At 38.9% G+C, this 17,354-nt stretch carries 19 protein-coding genes and 1 other RNA gene; 11 read left to right on the forward strand and 9 right to left on the reverse strand.

Going from position 1 to position 17,354, the window contains the following annotated elements; all coding sequences use genetic code 11:
• The first annotated feature begins 11 nt into the window (after positions 1-11).
• Positions 12-2,471 carry a BamA/TamA family outer membrane protein gene (locus tag JXQ92_RS07905; protein ID WP_421986417.1) on the forward strand — a complete coding sequence of 820 codons (2,460 nt, stop codon included), beginning with the start codon at positions 12-14 and terminating at the stop codon, positions 2,469-2,471.
• Here JXQ92_RS07905 and JXQ92_RS07910 read toward each other — a convergent pair.
• Positions 2,468-4,573, reverse strand: a complete 2,106-nt coding sequence (locus tag JXQ92_RS07910; protein ID WP_421986061.1) for an alpha-ketoacid dehydrogenase subunit alpha/beta — start codon at positions 4,571-4,573, stop codon at positions 2,468-2,470. The two genes, JXQ92_RS07905 and JXQ92_RS07910, sit on opposite strands and share 4 nt — an antisense overlap.
• Before the next feature lie 180 nt (positions 4,574-4,753).
• Between JXQ92_RS07910 and hemF the strand changes: the two genes are divergently transcribed.
• The 3 genes from hemF to JXQ92_RS07925 are packed head-to-tail and all read left to right on the forward strand — an operon-like array spanning position 4,754 to position 6,473.
• Positions 4,754-5,656, forward strand: coding sequence for an oxygen-dependent coproporphyrinogen oxidase (gene hemF / locus JXQ92_RS07915; protein WP_421986062.1), 903 nt, complete (start codon positions 4,754-4,756; stop codon positions 5,654-5,656).
• Positions 5,653-6,213 (forward strand): phosphatase PAP2 family protein, encoded by a 561-nt coding sequence (locus tag JXQ92_RS07920; RefSeq protein ID WP_421986063.1) that lies wholly within the window; start codon positions 5,653-5,655, stop codon positions 6,211-6,213. The genes hemF and JXQ92_RS07920 overlap by 4 nt, the downstream gene beginning before the upstream one ends.
• A gap of 5 nt (positions 6,214-6,218) precedes the next feature.
• Positions 6,219-6,473, forward strand: a complete 255-nt coding sequence (locus tag JXQ92_RS07925; protein ID WP_421986064.1) for a hypothetical protein — start codon at positions 6,219-6,221, stop codon at positions 6,471-6,473.
• Here JXQ92_RS07925 and JXQ92_RS07930 read toward each other — a convergent pair.
• Genes JXQ92_RS07930 through JXQ92_RS07940 form a run of 3 tightly spaced genes read right to left on the reverse strand, consistent with a single transcriptional unit; the run spans position 6,470 to position 9,001 of the window.
• Positions 6,470-7,099, reverse strand: a complete 630-nt coding sequence (locus tag JXQ92_RS07930; RefSeq protein ID WP_421986418.1) for a response regulator — start codon at positions 7,097-7,099, stop codon at positions 6,470-6,472. The two genes, JXQ92_RS07925 and JXQ92_RS07930, sit on opposite strands and share 4 nt — an antisense overlap.
• Positions 7,092-8,807 carry a sensor histidine kinase gene (locus tag JXQ92_RS07935; RefSeq protein WP_421986065.1) on the reverse strand — a complete coding sequence of 572 codons (1,716 nt, stop codon included), beginning with the start codon at positions 8,805-8,807 and terminating at the stop codon, positions 7,092-7,094. Before JXQ92_RS07935 ends, JXQ92_RS07930 begins: the two co-directional genes overlap by 8 nt.
• Positions 8,801-9,001: a hypothetical protein gene (locus JXQ92_RS07940; RefSeq protein WP_421986066.1), complete on the reverse strand. Its 201-nt coding sequence runs from the start codon at positions 8,999-9,001 to the stop codon at positions 8,801-8,803. The genes JXQ92_RS07935 and JXQ92_RS07940 overlap by 7 nt, the downstream gene beginning before the upstream one ends.
• Before the next feature lie 193 nt (positions 9,002-9,194).
• On the opposite strand from JXQ92_RS07940, the gene ffs reads away from it, so the two are divergent.
• Both ffs and JXQ92_RS07950 read left to right on the forward strand, forming a co-directional pair.
• Positions 9,195-9,291: signal recognition particle sRNA small type (gene ffs / locus JXQ92_RS07945), an RNA gene on the forward strand.
• A gap of 47 nt (positions 9,292-9,338) precedes the next feature.
• Positions 9,339-10,130 (forward strand): MIP/aquaporin family protein, encoded by a 792-nt coding sequence (locus tag JXQ92_RS07950; RefSeq protein WP_421986067.1) that lies wholly within the window; start codon positions 9,339-9,341, stop codon positions 10,128-10,130.
• A gap of 303 nt (positions 10,131-10,433) precedes the next feature.
• On the opposite strand, the gene JXQ92_RS07955 is transcribed toward JXQ92_RS07950, so the two are convergent.
• Positions 10,434-10,775 carry a single-stranded DNA-binding protein gene (locus tag JXQ92_RS07955; protein ID WP_421986068.1) on the reverse strand — a complete coding sequence of 114 codons (342 nt, stop codon included), beginning with the start codon at positions 10,773-10,775 and terminating at the stop codon, positions 10,434-10,436.
• 195 nt (positions 10,776-10,970) lie between these two features.
• On the opposite strand from JXQ92_RS07955, the gene JXQ92_RS07960 reads away from it, so the two are divergent.
• The 5 genes from JXQ92_RS07960 to JXQ92_RS07980 all read left to right on the forward strand — a co-directional run bounded on the left by JXQ92_RS07960 (position 10,971) and on the right by JXQ92_RS07980 (position 13,914).
• A complete protein-coding gene (locus tag JXQ92_RS07960; RefSeq protein WP_421986069.1) occupies positions 10,971-11,333 on the forward strand; it encodes a hypothetical protein in 363 nt (120 codons plus the stop codon).
• A 70-nt stretch (positions 11,334-11,403) separates the two neighbouring features.
• Complete coding sequence (locus JXQ92_RS07965; RefSeq protein ID WP_421986070.1) at positions 11,404-12,210, forward strand: hypothetical protein; 807 nt, start codon at positions 11,404-11,406, stop codon at positions 12,208-12,210.
• Between the two features lie 97 nt (positions 12,211-12,307).
• A complete protein-coding gene (gene fsa / locus JXQ92_RS07970) occupies positions 12,308-12,964 on the forward strand; it encodes a fructose-6-phosphate aldolase (RefSeq protein WP_421986071.1) in 657 nt (218 codons plus the stop codon).
• A 52-nt stretch (positions 12,965-13,016) separates the two neighbouring features.
• Entirely contained in the window at positions 13,017-13,220 is a 204-nt protein-coding gene (locus tag JXQ92_RS07975; protein ID WP_069837145.1) for a fructose-6-phosphate aldolase, read from the forward strand.
• Position 13,221: 1 nt separating this feature from the next.
• The gene (locus tag JXQ92_RS07980) at positions 13,222-13,914 is read left to right on the forward strand and encodes a cell division ATP-binding protein FtsE (RefSeq protein WP_421986072.1); all 693 of its coding nucleotides are present in this window, start codon (positions 13,222-13,224) and stop codon (positions 13,912-13,914) included.
• Between the two features lie 2 nt (positions 13,915-13,916).
• On the opposite strand, the gene JXQ92_RS07985 is transcribed toward JXQ92_RS07980, so the two are convergent.
• The 4 genes from JXQ92_RS07985 to JXQ92_RS08000 all read right to left on the reverse strand — a co-directional run bounded on the left by JXQ92_RS07985 (position 13,917) and on the right by JXQ92_RS08000 (position 17,282).
• Positions 13,917-14,477 (reverse strand): hypothetical protein, encoded by a 561-nt coding sequence (locus tag JXQ92_RS07985; protein ID WP_421986073.1) that lies wholly within the window; start codon positions 14,475-14,477, stop codon positions 13,917-13,919.
• A complete protein-coding gene (locus JXQ92_RS07990) occupies positions 14,467-15,027 on the reverse strand; it encodes an RNA polymerase sigma factor (protein WP_421986074.1) in 561 nt (186 codons plus the stop codon). Before JXQ92_RS07990 ends, JXQ92_RS07985 begins: the two co-directional genes overlap by 11 nt.
• Before the next feature lie 117 nt (positions 15,028-15,144).
• The gene (locus JXQ92_RS07995; protein WP_421986075.1) at positions 15,145-15,837 is read right to left on the reverse strand and encodes a tetratricopeptide repeat protein; all 693 of its coding nucleotides are present in this window, start codon (positions 15,835-15,837) and stop codon (positions 15,145-15,147) included.
• Positions 15,838-15,857: 20 nt separating this feature from the next.
• Positions 15,858-17,282, reverse strand: coding sequence for a CCA tRNA nucleotidyltransferase (locus JXQ92_RS08000; protein WP_421986076.1), 1,425 nt, complete (start codon positions 17,280-17,282; stop codon positions 15,858-15,860).
• Positions 17,283-17,354: the final 72 nt, after the last annotated feature.

Below are 17,354 nucleotides of genomic sequence, written 5' to 3' on the forward strand. Positions count from 1 at the left end.
CTTATTTGTCTGTGAAGTTAAGGACTCAACTCATTTTATTTATCCTTTTATCGATTCTATTCGCTTCGTGTGCTGGTGTAAAGCATTTGGAAGATGGAGAGAAGTGGTTATTCAAACAAAGCATTGAAGGAATTGAAAAAACAAATGAGGAAGATATCTTAGAACTTATCACCTTAAAGCCCAATCTTAGAATTCCTTTCCTTGGCCCTGTCGGTGCTGCGCTTTATGAAAATGGAGAAGACAATTTTGATACCGTAAAACTAAATCTTAAGCGAAAAAAACAACTCAAGAGCATTGACGATCGGATGACCAAACGAGATTCTTCAGGTAAAGACTTGGACAAACTACAGGCTAAAAGACAACGTGTAGTCGATCGGTATGATGCTAAGCTGACCAACGGAAACTTCCGGATGAAAACAGGCTCCCCTTTATCTGTTTATGACAGCATAGAAGTAGAAAATATTAGACAAAAAATAAACGCCTACCTCATCAATATTCAAGGCCTTAAAAGCTCTGAAGTATCAGTTGAAAAGACTGAAAAGAATCGAAAAATCTTCCTGAAATATATCATAGAAGAAGGCCCTAGAGACTTTATTGACAGTTTAATTGTACGAACTGGTGATCAGAAGATTACCGATCTTTTAAAACAGAATCAATCGAGATCATTCTTAGATAAAGGGTCATATTATGATCGGCTGAATATTGAAAAAGAACGTGATCGGATTGACTTGCTTCTGAAAAACAACGGCTATTTCGGTTTCAATAAACGATACATAGAATTTCAGGTACTCGAAGATCCTCCAAAAACGGATTTATGGATGACTACAGTAATCAATAAACCAATTGATAAAAATACCCATCAGTCATACACTTTGGATTCTATCATTATCAATACTAATGGTAATTCACCTATCCAGAGCAATAATGAATACTTTGGTGTGAAGTACAATTTCGGCACATTCGATTATTCTGCCAAGGCATTAGATGCTAGGCTTAGGTTTAAACCGGGTGATTTATACAACCAAACGAACATTGAAAATACACAGAGGCAACTGTTCAATATGGACATGTTCCGTTTTGTAAATATCAACTTAGATACGATGCAAGTACCCGGAAAACTGCTCGCAACGCTCTATACCGCTCCATTGCAAAAATATCAGCTCACGCAAGAAGCAGGGGTTAATGTAACTGAAGGTCCTCCAGGGCCGTTCTATAACCTCACTTTCAAGAATCGTAACATCTTTCATGGGGCTGAGATATTTACCTTAACAGGCTTTGTTGGCGTTGATGGTTTGAGTTCTGCTACAGACCAAAGCAATGCCTTTCAAACAACACGCTATGGTGGTAACATGTCCTTGATATTCCCTCGTTTTCTAACACCTTTCAATTCCAGAAACCTTAATAAATCGACTTTTAATCCTAGAACAAGGGCATCTCTTGGTTATTCTTTCGTAGATAGGAAATCAGAGTATGTCAGAAGAAATTTAAATGGCGTTTTTAGCTACTCTTGGCAGAACCTAGAAAACACAAAAAACTATACCTTCAACCTATCAGATATCAGTTTGATTGACACGGATATTGTTACCGGTTCAGATTTTGACAATCAACTTCAAGACTTACTGCTTCAAGGAAATACACTCGCCTTCTCCTTTAATCGTTCGTTTGTTTCCAGTTCATCATTTAATGCATCCTATAATTTTGATTATGGGAACTCAGATCGACCATCAACTTTTATTCGTTTCTTCCTAGAATCTGGTGGAACAATTTATGACCTAGTGGGGAGGGCATTACTAGAAAACAACGAACTAGAGAATTATCAGTTTTATAAAGTACAATTCGATTATCGTAGGCACATTCCGTTAGAAGGAAAAAAAGCACTCGCCCTTAGACTAAATACAGGTATAGCTGATCCGTATAGTGGAAATAATGCCCTTCCTTATGAGAAATACTTCTTCACTGGAGGAAGTAGTAGCAATAGAGCATGGAATCCTCGCCGATTAGGGCCGGGCTCGTCTTTTCCTTACCTGTTAGATAATGATGGGCAGAATGTTCTTGAAAACGGCGAGTTAGTTCCCAACCGTACAGGCTCTGATAGTTACCTTTTTGAGCAACCGGGCGAAGTATTGTTAGAATTAAATGCGGAATACAGGGCTAAGATTTCTGGTTTATTTGATTGGGCATTCTTTATCGATGCAGGCAATATTTGGAGACTGAGAGAAAACGAAACTCCTGCAGCAGGCGAAGTAGTGAGGGTTTCTTCTGGAGCACAATTCAAAGTGGATGAATTTTACAATGAAATAGCAATAGGTGCTGGAATTGGTCTAAGGCTAGACTTAAGTTTTCTGGTTTTCAGGCTGGATGTAGGACATAAGATAAAAGACCCACGGTTCCCAAAAGGCGAACGCTGGCAACGCCTTTTTACAAGGCCAAACCAAACCATTTATAACATTGGCGTTGGTTATGCCTTCTAGTAATTCACTAATTCTGACAATACTGCCTCAACCTTCTCGGCAGTTGGCATCATAGCCTTTTCTAAATCCACGTTTAAAGGGATTGCGGGCAAATTCTCCGATCCATAAGTCATTACAGGAGCGTCCAAAGATTGGAAGCATTGCTGAGAAATTCTTCCTGCCAAAGATTCCGCAAAAGAGTTCATTAGAGGCTCTTCCGTTAATACCAATGCCTTACCGTGGTTTTCAACGGATTTTACGACAGCCTCCCAGTCTAAAGGATTTAGAGTTCTTAAATCTAGGATCTCAACTTGTCCCTCAAACTTCTTACTGGCTGCTTTGGCCCAGTGCACACCCATGCCGTAAGTAATAACGGTACAAGACTCGCCATTTTCAATAGCTTCTTCGCTTGCTTCTTGCGCTATTCTAGCTTTCCCAAGGGGCACTATGTATTCGCTGTCTGGCTCAAAAGTCTTGGCATCGTCAGTACCAGGAACCTTAGACCAATAAAGTCCCTTATGCTCCAACATAACCACAGGATTAGGATCATGAAAAGCGGCTTTCATTAAGCCTTTAATATCTGCAGCATTTGAAGGATAAACGACTTTTATACCTCTGATATTCAATAGAGTAGACTCTATACTACCTGAGTGGTATGGTCCACCTCCACCATAAGCACCAATCGGAATACGGATTAAAGATTGAATTGGAAACTGACCCTTAGATAGATAACAACTTTTAGAAAGCTCCTCTACCAGTTGGTTTATTCCTGGCCAAACATAATCAGCGAACTGAATCTCTACAATGGGCTTAGCCCCCACTGCGCTCATACCAGCTGTTGATCCAACAATGTAGGCTTCTTGAATTGGTGTATTGAATATTCGGCTATCACCGTACTTTTGAGCCAATGTGGCGGCTTCTCTAAATACACCACCTAAAGTACCTCCAACATCTTGTCCGTAGAAGAGTGACTCTGGAATATTTCTTAGTATATCGTCAACTGCATGCAAAGCAGCATCTACCATCACCACTTTCTCAGCTCCACGTGGTTTTCTTTGTCCTTTTTCTTCCGTAATCGGCGTTGGTGCAAACTCATGTTCTAAAACCGTTGAAGGGTCAGGATCATCTCCGTTTAAAGCTCTAGCATATTCTGACTGAACAAATGCCTTCGTTTCATCTTCCAGTTTAACAAGGTCAGCTTCTTTATAGCCTGCCTTTTTCAATGCTTTTCTAAGCGTTGGTATAGGGTCAGACTTTTGATGATCTTCTAAATCGAAATCACTTCGGTACCATTCTTTACGCACGCCAGATGTATGGTGACCTAATAAAGGTGTTTTGGCGTGTACAAGAATTGGTTTTCTTTCTTTTCGCACATAATCGAACGCTTTCGACATACCTTCATATGAGGCAACAAAATCGGCTCCATCTACGCGCATCCGTTCCATGCCTTTAAAGCCAGCCGCAAACTCGTAGGCATCCATGGCTCGCATTTCTTTACCAGTGGCAGATATACCCCAGTCATTATCTTGAATTAGGTATACTATTGGCAAATTATGCAATACAGCCATCTGCATAGCTTCAGAAACTTCTCCTTCTGTAACCGACCCATCCCCTAAAGAACACAGTACAACTGGTTTGTTATTGGTTGCCAATAGGCCTTGTGATGCTAAGTAATGAAGACCGTGTGCCATTCCAGTGGCAGGAATGGCTTGCATGCCCGTAGCTGAACTTTGGTGAGGTATGATTGGAAAACCTTCTCGTTTTAAAGATGGATGACCGTAGTACGTTCGCCCACCTGAAAAAGGATCGTCTTTTTTACCCATCAATTGAAGCATGAGCTCATGTGGTTCCATCCCTATTCCTAAAAGGATAGATTCATCCCTATAATAAGGTGCGGCAAAATCGTATGGCTGAAGCTGAAATGCACTAGCCAACTGAATTGCCTCATGACCTCTCGATGTACTGTGAACATACTTACTACAAACTGCTCTATTTTCATCGTAAAGCACCGCCATATTGTAAGCCGTTTGCATCAAACGATAAGCTTTTTCGAGCATTTTCTTAGATGTGTTCGACTTTTTAGTCATTTCCACTTTAGAGATTTCTTCTTTGGTCAATTCCATTGATAGGTTTTGATTTGAAGGTTAAAAATAACCAATAATTCAGATGATTTATGATAAAAACCTAACGAGCGGTAGGCAATCTATGTAAGTAACTCTATTTCAGCGGCAAGAGTTTAGCTGTTTCTAGTTTTAATTACCAAAGTCCATTTTTACTTTACCGCTTTCTGATATTTTTGCAATATGAGTCAACTCGACAAGGAACACATTGCCGGTGTTTTCAAAAACATACAAGATCATATTTGTACTGCGTTAGAAAAAGCCGATGGCTTAGCAAAATTTGAACAAGACCGGTGGGAAAGACCCGGAGGAGGCGGTGGCCGTACGCGTGTGATCAGGCATGGTCATATTATTGAAAAAGGTGGCGTAAATTTTTCGGAGGTTCATGGTAAAACACCTGAGAAAATTCTCGAATCTTTTGGATTGAAGGACGGTGACTTTTTCGCTACAGGTGTATCTATCGTCTTACATCCAGAAAACCCTTGGGTACCTATTATTCACATGAATATCCGGTATTTTGAAATGTCGACAGGAACCTACTGGTTTGGAGGTGGTATCGATTTATCACCACATTATATTGACAAAACGGACGCCACATTTTTCCACGATAAGCTCAAAGCGGTTTGCGACAAACATGACGAAAACTATTATCCTGAGTTTAAAGATTGGGCAGACAATTATTTCTACATCAAGCACAGAAAAGAAACTCGCGGTATTGGCGGCATATTCTTCGATCACCTTTCTGAAGGAAAAGATCATACGAAAGAAGATATTTTCAGTTTCGTAAAGGACGTAGGGCTTTCCTTTGCTCCTATATACACGCATTTAATGAGTAAGAATGCCGTAAAGCCTTTCGGTCAAAGAGAAAAGCAGTGGCAACGTTTAAGGCGAGGTCGTTATGCGGAGTTCAACTTGGTTTTGGACAGGGGCACTAAATTTGGTTTAGAAACGGATGGAAGAACAGAATCTATCTTAATGAGTTTGCCACCAGAGGCTGGATGGGAATATGACTATACTCCTTCTAGTAATTCTACGGAAGCAGAAACACTAAGACTTTTGAAAAAGGGAATCAGCTGGAATTCATGATAGAACAATTAGAACAATGGGACAAGTCGCTTTTCAAGCTCCTAAATGGGGCGAATAACGATTTGCTCGACTTTCTAATGCCGCTTATTAGTAACAAGTGGGTTTGGATTCCTCTTTACGCGGTTTTGCTCTACCTACTCTATAAAAACGACAAACAACATATCATCATCACAGTATTAAGCATCACAGCGTTGATTTTTATAAGCGATCAAATTGCATCTGGAATTTTAAAACCTTGGGTTGGTAGACTACGGCCATGTTATGATCCAAGTTTAGAAGGTGCTGTCAACCTTTTGAAAGGTTGTGGTGGCCAATATGGCTTCGCATCCTCACACGCTTCAAATTCTTTCGCCGTGGCATTTTTCTGTTGGGTACTTTTAAGAGATCATGTGAAATTTATCTGGTTACTGATTCCTTGGGCCATATTAGTTGCTTACAGCAGGGTGTATCTTGGGGTTCATTTCCCAGGAGATATTATTGTTGGAGGTTTAATAGGAATTGGTGCAGCATACTTTGTGATTTTCTTAAAACGAAAAGCCGAAAGTTTTAAACGTTAGAATAGATGGGAAAGAAAGACGCAATTGTATACAAATATTTCAAAAGAGTTTTTGACGATTATCAGGTTCTTGTTGCAATCAACCCGATAGATTTTTCTGGGACTGAACTTATTATTCACCCTGATGGAAAGGTGGAAAAAACGGATATTAATACGGACGAGGATATCTATGAAGATTTAAAGGTGGACGAGTTTGAAGAAAGTAGCGCCTTAGAGTTTCAGCTTTATATGAAGAAAGAGTTCTTTGAGCGCAAGGACTAGACTATCCCCTTTTCTATTGCAAATTTCACCAAGCCTGCAGTATTCTTTATACCAAGCTTACTCACGATATTCTTCCTATGTGTATCAACAGTATGGGTACTGATTGCTAATTCCGTTGCGATTTCATTCGTAGTATATTCTGAGGCTATTAATTTGATGATTTGAACTTCGCGTTTGGTCAACTGAACTTTTGCCACCGCATCTTGTGTCTTTTTTACGCTTTCAAATAAAGAATCGCTAACATCTTTGCCATAGTAACGTTCGCCTTTATTAACCTCATTTATAGCTAAAATCAATTCTTTTTGTCCGGCGTTTTTCAGGATACAGCCTTCGACACCCATCTGAATGAGTTCTTTAGTGAATTGAGGGTTATTGTGCATGGTAAGTACCAGAATACGCACCTCATCCCCGCGTTTGCGAAGTTCCTTAACGACTTGTATGCCATCCATCTCAGGCATATTAATATCCAACAACACAACATCAGGGCACTCGGTTTCCAGTTGTTGAATCGCATCTTTACCATTTAAAGCACTCCCGCAAAACTTGATGTTATCATCATCAGAAAGAATGGACGAAAGCCCGTCAATTACCACTTGATGATCATCAACTATAAAAACTCTAATCATTTTCAATTGGGATATCTATTGAAACTGTTGTTCCAGCACCTTTTCCTGAATCAACATGAAAGGTTCCTTCTAATTTAGCGACTCTCGCTTTCAAATTACTCAAACCGATTCCATTGGCATTTTCAAGCTGCTTAGTTTCAAAGCCCACCCCGTCATCTTCTACAATAAGATTTACGCTGCCTTCATTCTCATTGAGCTGAATATTGGTCTCCGTTGCCTGAGAATGCTTTAAAATGTTACTGATAAGTTCTTGCACAATCCTGTACAACTGTAGTTCTTGTTCACCAGATAATGTGCTGTTTTTCAAGTTTACAATAAGGTTGAAATCAAGCTGACCTGTTTCTGAGATTCTCGTTTTCAAATCTTTAAGGGCTGGCACTAGTCCAAACTTGGCTAGTACGCCCGACATCATATCATGGGAGATATTTCTCACTTCTCCTGCCGCTAGATCGAGCAGTTCCGATGCCGTTAAAAACTTCTTTTTGTTCGGATTCTCTTCATCAATCTTTTCTTCTACTGCACTAAAATGAAGTTTCACCATCGATAAAATTCCTCCAAGTCGATCATGAAGATCAATAGCCACACGTTTCCTTTCAGTTTCCTGACCTTCTAGTACACCTTGGAGTGAAGCAATTTCCTGTTCCTGCAACAGATCATCGATCTTCTGTTTATTTATTTGGTCATTCTTTTCTGCCAGTGCCTTGATACCTTTTCGTCTTTGATCGACAACATATAACCAGATGGAGATAATGATAATTAATGACGCTGAAACAATAAGTGTTAATAATTGCGCTCTACTTTTAGCCAAAAGTTGATTTTCCTGAAGATCATTCCTTAATTCCAGTTCCGCTGTCTTGTACTTTGTTGCAAATTCTATGATCTTATCATCATAATTCCTTGAATAAAGATCTTCAGTTATATCGCTTGCTTTGTGCATTAAGTCATAAGCTTCAATGATATCCCCCCTTTTATAAGAAACTTGTGCTAAAGATTTGAGCGCCCAACTCTTAGGCTCTGGATAAGAAAGAGAATCACTAATAGCCAACGATTTATTAAGGTAAACAAAAGAACTATCTAAGAAATCTGCTCTTTTATTTAAACTATCTTGATTGCTTAGAACCAAGTAATCTTTACCGATATAGAAAAAGCGATTACATAATTCTCTAGACCTATTTGAGAGCTCATAATATTTTACTGCCTCTTTATCTTTTATCAGAGATTTTTCTCTCATGCCCCTTAACCTAAAATTCGCGGCAATATTCGCGGCAATTCCTCCAACGATTACATAATCTTCAGTCTTTTCGAAAAACTTTTCAGCACGTTGAAAATAGAACAATGAGGAATCATATTCCTCACTTAGGTTGAAAGTAATACCCTTACCATACGTGGCAATGTTTTCGTAATATTCATTTCCCCATATCTTCGATAAGGCTATAGCTTTATCATAAGCTTCAATTGCAAAAATATTCTTCTCAGTTTGTATATAAACAGCGGCCATACCTACTTGAGCGCGAGCTTGAAACTCATAATTGGATAATACCCTTGCAGTATCAGCAAGTTGATTATAGACAATTAGAGCAGAGTCATATTTTGACTCTGCTCTATAAGCATCTCCTTTATTTGCTAAATCCATGAAACTCTCATCTTGACCAAAAACGGAAAAGCAGAGCAGAGTCAGCCATGAATAGAGTGTAATTTTTCTTAACATAATTTTCGGCCGGGTCCACCCCCAGTGCCTCCTCCGGCTGGCGGCGGTTCATTTCCACCTTCTCCATTTCCATTATCTGGATCTGGGTCAGTCGGTGGGTCAGGATCGGGATCAGTAAATTTAGTCATTTGGCTGTTTAAAACAGCGCTCTTAAAAAGCACATCAACGGACGCACTAAATGTCTGCATTAACATAACGTTATTGTTTTAGTTGAAATAATTGTCTCTAGTCAGTCTGCCCTCCTCAGGTGTGAGGATGATTGTATGTGCTTAAGCGTAAATAAGCCTTAAAATAGTGAGAATAAAAATACCCATAAATGGGTATTTTCTTAGTTTGAAAAAATCAATTTATAGCTTTCCAGTTTACATTTTCTTAATACCTTTGTGCCCGGCAAAGGGATGCGACTAGCTCCTGCTGAACTCCCCCAGGCTGGGAACAGAGCAAGGGTAAGCGGTAGAGCAGTGCGACATCCTGATGCCTTTTTTTATTCCCTCCTAAATCGTATTATTACAACAACGATTTTCTCCAGTCATGTCAGTTTATTTAGCAGAATTTATAGGCACAGCCATACTTTTATATTTTGGTAACAGCATTAATGCGGCCACATCACTAAAATTCTCCTATGCCAAAGATTCTGGTTGGATAATTACTACAATTGGATGGGGTTTGGCTGTAACCTTTGGAATTTACGCCGTAGGCGAAATCAGCGGAGCACACTTAAACCCTGCCGTAACCGCTTCATTGGCCATTGCAGGTGAATTAGAATGGAATTTAGTACCTGGCTATATTATCGCCCAAGTATTTGGTGCCATGTTTGGCGCTTTTTTAACATGGATTCAATATTTACCACATTGGGGTAAAACCGAAGATCAAGCAACTAAACTGGGTGTGTTTTGTACTAGTGGTGCTATCGACCAAAAAGGATCTAACCTTGTAAGCGAAATGCTCGGTACAATGGTATTGATTTTCGGACTCCTTATGATTGGTGCTAATGAGTTTACTGAAGGGTTAAATCCTCTTGTTGTTGGTGGTTTGATTGCCATAATTGGTATGGCGCAAGGTGGTAGCACAGGGTATGCCATTAATCCCGCCAGAGACTTTGGGCCAAGGCTAATGCATTTCTTACTCCCTATTAAAGGAAAAGGAGATTCAAACTGGAGTTACAGTTGGATACCAATTGCAGGTCCAATAATAGGTGGTGGTACAGGTGCAGGACTTTATTACTTAGCTTTCAAAGACGGAACCCACCTTTTAGGATGGATAAGCATTTTCTTATGTGCGGCGGCGATTGTTTACGCATTGATTGAAGAATACAAGAAATAAGCCTCCAATTTTTAGAGTAATTCTCATTTTGGGAAACTCAAACCACCAAAAACAATCATTAAAGTGCGTTAAGGGCACTGGCAAGTTATTTGAGTAGTTCTGACCGACTACACGTATGACTATGATTGCAAATGACTCCCTTCTTCACCAAAAGAAAAGAAGAACTACTAAAAGAGGTGGGCAAAGACACTGGTTGATCTCAGCGTTTTTTATTTTAATCACCAGTACTATTTTAATCAACGTTATAAGAGAAATAGAGCGCGTACTAATTAAATAGTGCGCGCTCTACTTTCTTTTTATTACCTATTGGTTTTTGCTTCCAAGCATCAACATTTCATTCATATTGATCTCCGTAATGTAGCGCTTGTCTCCTTCCTTCGTCTCATAAGACCTATGGATCAGTTTCCCCTCTAATACGATCTCCTGACCCTTAGTTAAATATTCCGCGGCAATCTCTCCTACTTTTCCCCAGGCCACAATATTGTGCCATTGCGTTTCTTCTATTTTTTCGCCTTCACTATTCCTATAGCTCTCAGACGTGGCTATTGAAAACGTAGTCAATGTTTTACCTGAATTGATTGTTCTTGTTTCTGGGTTCTGACCAAGTCTTCCGATAAGCTGTACGCGGTTTCTTAAATTTTGCATGATTATTATTTTATGACTTAAATTTTATTTCATGTCAGTTCGGTGTTTCGAATTGACGGTGGCAAAGTAAGATCAGACTTCAACCTCATGTCGGTTACTAAGTGTTTGTAGTCGAATAGATTCACTTGTAAACGTTTGTAATTGGATATAACATTGTTTATCAGTAATTTACATATTCAATTTACTTGAAATTAAATGACAAATAGAGCGTGTTTAGAATGTGGCAAACCAGTTTATGGTCGTCGTGATAAAAAGTTTTGTGATGATCAGTGCAGGAATGCCTACAACAATAAGCAGAATGCAGACACCAATAACTATGTGAGAAACGTTCATAATATTCTCCGTAAAAACCGGCGAATCTTAGAGGAGTTGAACCCTAAAGGGAAATCAAAAACAACCAGAACAAAATTAAATGAAAAGGGGTTCGACTTCAATTACCATACGAGCACCTATACTACAAAAGCTGGGGCTACATACTATTTCTGTTATGAGTATGGGTACTTACCTATTGAGGGCGACTATTTTGCGCTAGTCAAAAAACAGGAATATGTGAACTGACGGAATTAATTTCACTCCCATTACAACCTTTATAACTAGGGTGGTGTCAAGTTAACAAAGCCACATTACCATGAAGAAAAGTATTTATCTCCTGCTTGTGATAATTATTGTTTTGTCCTGTGAAAATGACATAACCCCCATTTCTTTGGAGCATTTCAATGTGAAAGAAATCGTGAATTCGAGTAACGAAACCTATACGGAAACGGAGGAATTCACATATGACACTGAAAATAGAATCAAATCTGTTTTAAGAACGATAAGTTCAGATCCTGATTTAGTATGGGATGGTGAGCTCATCGAATTCCAATACGCTGGTGACCTACTCATGAGCCGGACGCACATGTATTTACCCAGTGATACAATTTACCAGCAAATAGACTATACTTATTATTCTGATGGCAAATTACACGAGCAACGTTTTTCTTATCCGTACACTGGTGAATTATCCGTACAATGGATTAAGGAATATCAGTACAATAGTAATGGCCTTGTAGAAAGCACACGTTCTTATAACCCAAATACTACTGACCCGCAGAGTTCGAACAGATATTTTTGGCAAAATGGTAATATTTCAAAAATCGAAACATACTACCATGAAACATTACGCTACGAAGCGGATTTCACTTATGACAATGCTAGAAACTATAAATTAGGCAATCCATATTTCAATGATTACGAGGCATCAATAACCAATAATAACAATATTACACAAGTCAGGTATACGGATTATTCTGGGCTACTTGACCTGGCCTGTAACCCCTGCAACTACTCTTATGAGTATAACGAAAATGCTTTACCGGTAAAGGTAAATGGACCCACTAGCTACTCTTTTACGCTATCCATTTCTTATGATATTCCTGGAAATGGCATAAACTAAGTTTATGCAAAATCATTGCTGAAACTCAACTCTTCTGAGTGGTTTTAATTGATTAAAACCCTAGCTTTGTTGTGTTCAAACCTAGAAAAATTTAGCAATGAAATTCTTTATCGACACAGCAAATCTCAATGACATTCAAGAAGCCTATGATTTAGGCGTTCTAGATGGTGTAACTACTAATCCATCACTAATGGCGAAAGAGGGAATCTCTGGTCAGGAAAACGTTATGGCGCACTATAAAGCCATCTGCGACATTGTAGATGATAATGTTAGTGCTGAAGTAATTGCGACAGATTTTGATGGAATGATCAAAGAAGGCACTGCTCTTGCCAAAATTGATGACAAGATTGTGGTGAAGGTACCTATGATTAAAGACGGCGTAAAAGCGATCAAGTATTTTACTAACCAAGGCATTAGAACAAATTGTACGCTTGTTTTCTCGGCTGGCCAAGCACTTTTAGCTGCCAAAGCTGGAGCTTCCTATGTTTCTCCATTCATTGGCCGATTAGACGACATTAGCTACGATGGATTACAGCTTATCGATCAGATTGTGACCATTTACCAAAACTATGGTTTCACTACTGAAGTATTGGCAGCCTCTATACGCCATACAATGCACCTCATTCAATGTTCTGAAATAGGAGCAGATGTAGTAACGTGTCCGCTAAACGTAATAACAAGTCTTTTGAACCACCCTTTAACTGACTCCGGTCTTGCTAAATTTTTAGCAGATCATGCAAAGTCAAATGGATAAAACATTTTCGCAAACTTCGGGTTATCCCACTGATTCGAATTTTAGTGAAGAAATGTACATCATCAAGGTAAAGGGGAAAGCAAAAATTCCGGACTATATACAGTTACGGGACGAGAACTTTGTGCTGATAGCTTATTTCAGAGCAGACCGTCCCTTAAAAAAATTGGAGAAGTATGGACTTGAAGGCAAGGAAGTTGCGTTAGAAGAAGTAATTAATAACTTGCCTTTCGGTAAACTTCAAAAATTAGAGATCTAACATGTCCTTTTCAGGTGAACCCATTGTTCAAATAACTAACGCTAGCATTTTTCAAGAAGATAAGACTGTACTTAATGATGTCAGCCTAAATGTTGATAAAGGTGAGTTTGTTTATTTGATTGGCAGAACCGGAAGTGGAAAAAGTTCTTTACTGAAAACCCTGTATTGTGACATTCCATTGCACATGGGTAGTATTCGTGTTGCAGGTTTTGACATTGATAAAATCAAAAGGAAAGAGATACCTCAGTTAAGAAGAAAACTAGGCATTGTATTTCAAGACTTCCAGTTGCTTCAAGACCGTAGCGTAGCCGAAAACATATACTTTGTTATGAAAGCCACGGGCTGGAAAGACAAATCGAAGATGAAAAGTAGGTTGGCAGAAGTTTTAATGCGAGTTGGTTTAGGCGCTGTGGCGTCTAAAATGCCCCACCAACTTTCAGGAGGAGAACAACAAAGGGTGGTAATTGCTCGGGCACTTGTAAATGAACCTTCTATTCTAATCGCCGATGAACCTACTGGAAATTTAGACCCAGAGGTGTCGGATGGCATTTTCAAGACTTTTCAAGAAATAAACAAAAGTGGAACGGCTGTTCTTATGGCCACTCATGATTTTAAAATCATAGAGAATTATCCTAAAAGAACTTTTCGGTGTGAGGATGGAAAAGTTTTTGATTCCGCAGCTACAACAGCTTAGGTTTACATAGTTATACCTAATTCCTTTTTCATATTATCTGGCAATCTATCTTGCTCTAGAATATCTATTTGACTGTTAATCAAGTGAATTTTCTGCCTTAAAATATGCATTAGACGGTCCAGAACCTGTTCTGACTGTTGGCTCTCTAAAAACACATCTTTCAGATCGTCATAAATAACGTCAAGATTCTTTATTTCGGTTTCTAGATACCCAAACTGAACCTGACCTTCTACCTCATCTGACATTTTAGAGGTCTTATTAGAAATAATAGAAGCATAAAAAGTCTCTAATTCTTCGAATTTCTCAAGGTTTGAGGTTTCGACAAATGCTTGTTGTTCATCTAATGTGGTAGTCGGAATGCCCTGACTAGATCTATCCACTAATAAATATGTAACAGCGCCTACCAGTAAAAATACAGCGGCTTTCCAATACCAAAGGTTATTGCTTGACTTTGGCTCTAATTCTTGCTCTATCGAATTCCAAATAGACTCAGGCGGATTCTTTTGATCGAATGCTCCCCTGTTCTTTTGAAAAAACTCCTCCATGTTATCCTTAGCCTGCATACTTCAAATCTTCTTTTAATATTTCTCTCAACTTCTTCTTCGACCTATTGTATTGAGATTTAGAAGTAGATTCAGTAATTCCTAAAATCTCCCCAATTTCTTTATGGTCGTATCCCTCTATTAAGTATAGCGTTAATACCAACCGGTAACCATCTGGCAATCTCGAAATCCCTTCATTTACTAAAGCAATTTCATAGGCCATATCTTGGTTATCCTGATTTTCGATTTCTAAGTCAAATTCTCCGATATCCTCAACGGAATCTAAATCCAACCTTCTTCTCTTTACCAAGTTGATAGCATTATTTACTACTATACGTTTTAACCAACTTCCGAATGCAGCTGTTCCTTTATAGTTCTTTAGGTTTTTAAATGCGCTCAAAAAAGACTCTTGTAGCACATCTTCAGCATCCATCTCACTATTCGTTATTCTATAGCATGTATTATACATAGCCTTTGAATAAAGCTTGTATAATTCATATTGAGCCATGCGCTCGCCAGCGAGACATCGGTCAATAATCGGTTGATGAATATTTTGGTATCCGGTTTCCAATGGTTAAAATCAGTCTAAAGACATCTCCTTTTTCCAAGGGTTGCATAAAGAAAGATACGCATAAAAAAAGCTCCATCAAGTGGAGCTTTTAAGGTTTATCTTTTGAAGAACTTCTTATTACTTGTTCAACCCTGCAAGACTGTTTTTGGCAGCATCAAAATCAGGACTTATAGAAATGGCTTTGGTAAATTGTGCTTTTGCTTCTTCATTATTACCCTGCTCAACAGCCATTAAGCCTCTTAGGTTAGCAATAGCGGCGGCAAAAGGAATTTCCTGTATAGTGCCATCACTCTTGTTAAGTGAAATCTTATCCTCTGCTGTCACCTTCGATTCAATCATACCTAAGTTGGTTTCCGACTCGGTAAACCTCCTTAAAGAATATTGGAGATATGCTATCTGATATTGCACATTGGTATTTTCAGTTTTGAGCCAAAGCTTTTCATAATATTCAACTGCCCTATCGTAAAGCCTTAAGTTTTCGTAACTCAACGCCACAATTTCCAAGGCAATCTCATTGTTAGGATAGCGCTCTAGCATGTCTAAAGAAACCAATGCACTTGAAGTGTACTGCTGACTGTTGTAGTACAACTCTGAAAGACTTCTCATGGCTGAGGAATCATTAGGGTTTAGAACTAATATTTCGAACAATGCTTGTTTTGTAAGGAGTGCATCGTTGTACTTCTGCGACTTGTCAAACAAAGCCAAAGCTTTGGCATATTCATTTGATAAGTATGTACTATCCTGTGCCATAACGCTGACACTTCCTAACATTAGCCCTAAAGCCAATACAAAAAACTTAATCTTCTTCATTCTATCTTATGTCAATAAATTTATCTCAGTGGTTTAACAACATTCAGGCCATTTTCCCTACCAAGCTTAAGCATATATTCATGTGCTTGGTCAAACTCGTTCCTGATTTTTCCTTCCAAAACCGCCTCTTTCAACGCCTCTTTTATGTCGCCAATTGTTCTTCCTGGCTTTAGACCAAAAGTGGTCATAATCATTTCGCCAGTAATAACGGGCTGAAAGTTACGAACTTTATCCTTTTCTTCGACAGCTAGCATTCTACTTTCCACCTTATCGAAGTTTTGCAGGTAACGCTTAACCTTGTTGTTGTTTTTTGAAGTAATATCTGCCCTGCACAAAGTCATTAAATCATCCACATCGTCACCTGCCTCAAAAAGAAGCCGTCGGACTGCCGAATCAGTAATTTCATCTTTTACCAAGGCAATTGGCCTTAAGTGTAGTCTTACTAGTTTTTGAACATATCGCATAGACTCTCCCATTGGCAATTTCAGTCTCCTAAAAATACCCGGAGTCATACGGGCACCCTTGTCTTCATGACCGTGAAATGTCCACCCAACTTTCTTATTAAAACGCTTAGTAGCCGGCTTGGCAATATCGTGCATTATAGCCGCCCAACGCAACCATAAGTTGTCAGTGTGTATACTGATGTTATCTAATACTTGCAGGGTGTGATAAAAATTATCTTTATGCGATTTATCTTCTATACTATCTACCCCTTGAAGGGCAACAAGTTCCGGAAAAATCTCTTTCAACAATCCGCAGTAAAACAGTAGTTTAAATCCGTAGGAAGGCTCCTCTGAAAGAATGATTTTATTGAGTTCTACAATGATTCTTTCTTTGGAAATAATTTTAATTCGATCCTTCATATCAATGACACCTTGAAAAGTATCAGCATCGATATCAAACTTCAACTGGGACGCAAACCGTATGGCGCGCATCATCCGAAGTGGATCATCAGAAAATGTAGTTTTAGGATCCAATGGAGTCTTTATCAACTTTTCTTTTAAATCATCGACGCCATTGAAAGGGTCAACCAGCTCGCCAAAACTGTCTTTGTTCAAGCTTATAGCCATCGCATTTATCGCAAAGTCTCTTCTGTTCTGATCGTCTTCCAGGCTTCCATCTTCCACAATCGGTTTGCGAGAGTCTCTTTGGTAAGACTCCTTTCTAGCTCCTACAAATTCAAGTTCTAAATCATCTGTCTTGATCATGGCGGTGCCAAAATTTTTAAAGACAGACAAAGGAAAATTTCCGCCCAAAGCCGCTTGAACAGCTTCTGCTAGTTGAATTCCACTTCCTACACAAACAAAGTCTATGTCTTTTGAAGGTCTTTTCAATAAGATATCTCTGACATATCCGCCTACAACATAAGTTTCTAAGCCCTCATTATGAGCAACTTGACTTATGGTTTTGAAGATTGGATCGTTTAGCTTTTTGGCTAGGTTCATTTTAGAGTTTTCTTAAAAGCTGGCAAAGTTAGCAGTTTCTAATAGCTAGTTCAAAAGGAATGCAAGTACATA

Origin of the sequence: Roseivirga sp. (assembly GCF_049099775.1) — a bacterium.
In the GTDB taxonomy this organism is placed as follows: Bacteria; Bacteroidota; Bacteroidia; order Cytophagales; family Cyclobacteriaceae; genus Roseivirga.

What these genes read in the sequence shown, in the direction of transcription:
- JXQ92_RS07910 (WP_421986061.1), bottom strand. Translation starts at nt 4,573, where the DNA reads ATGGAATTGACCAAAGAAGAAATCTCTAAAGTGGAAATGACTAAAAAG.
- hemF (WP_421986062.1), top strand. Translation starts at nt 4,754, where the DNA reads ATGAGTCAACTCGACAAGGAACACATTGCCGGTGTTTTCAAAAACATA.
- JXQ92_RS07920 (WP_421986063.1), top strand. Translation starts at nt 5,653, where the DNA reads ATGATAGAACAATTAGAACAATGGGACAAGTCGCTTTTCAAGCTCCTA.
- JXQ92_RS07925 (WP_421986064.1), top strand. Translation starts at nt 6,219, where the DNA reads ATGGGAAAGAAAGACGCAATTGTATACAAATATTTCAAAAGAGTTTTT.
- JXQ92_RS07930 (WP_421986418.1), bottom strand. Translation starts at nt 7,099, where the DNA reads ATGATTAGAGTTTTTATAGTTGATGATCATCAAGTGGTAATTGACGGG.
- JXQ92_RS07935 (WP_421986065.1), bottom strand. Translation starts at nt 8,807, where the DNA reads ATGTTAAGAAAAATTACACTCTATTCATGGCTGACTCTGCTCTGCTTT.
- JXQ92_RS07940 (WP_421986066.1), bottom strand. Translation starts at nt 9,001, where the DNA reads ATGTTAATGCAGACATTTAGTGCGTCCGTTGATGTGCTTTTTAAGAGC.
- JXQ92_RS07950 (WP_421986067.1), top strand. Translation starts at nt 9,339, where the DNA reads ATGTCAGTTTATTTAGCAGAATTTATAGGCACAGCCATACTTTTATAT.
- JXQ92_RS07955 (WP_421986068.1), bottom strand. Translation starts at nt 10,775, where the DNA reads ATGCAAAATTTAAGAAACCGCGTACAGCTTATCGGAAGACTTGGTCAG.
- JXQ92_RS07960 (WP_421986069.1), top strand. Translation starts at nt 10,971, where the DNA reads ATGACAAATAGAGCGTGTTTAGAATGTGGCAAACCAGTTTATGGTCGT.
- JXQ92_RS07965 (WP_421986070.1), top strand. Translation starts at nt 11,404, where the DNA reads ATGAAGAAAAGTATTTATCTCCTGCTTGTGATAATTATTGTTTTGTCC.
- fsa (WP_421986071.1), top strand. Translation starts at nt 12,308, where the DNA reads ATGAAATTCTTTATCGACACAGCAAATCTCAATGACATTCAAGAAGCC.
- JXQ92_RS07975 (WP_069837145.1), top strand. Translation starts at nt 13,017, where the DNA reads ATGTACATCATCAAGGTAAAGGGGAAAGCAAAAATTCCGGACTATATA.
- JXQ92_RS07980 (WP_421986072.1), top strand. Translation starts at nt 13,222, where the DNA reads ATGTCCTTTTCAGGTGAACCCATTGTTCAAATAACTAACGCTAGCATT.
- JXQ92_RS07985 (WP_421986073.1), bottom strand. Translation starts at nt 14,477, where the DNA reads ATGCAGGCTAAGGATAACATGGAGGAGTTTTTTCAAAAGAACAGGGGA.
- JXQ92_RS07995 (WP_421986075.1), bottom strand. Translation starts at nt 15,837, where the DNA reads ATGAAGAAGATTAAGTTTTTTGTATTGGCTTTAGGGCTAATGTTAGGA.
- JXQ92_RS08000 (WP_421986076.1), bottom strand. Translation starts at nt 17,282, where the DNA reads ATGAACCTAGCCAAAAAGCTAAACGATCCAATCTTCAAAACCATAAGT.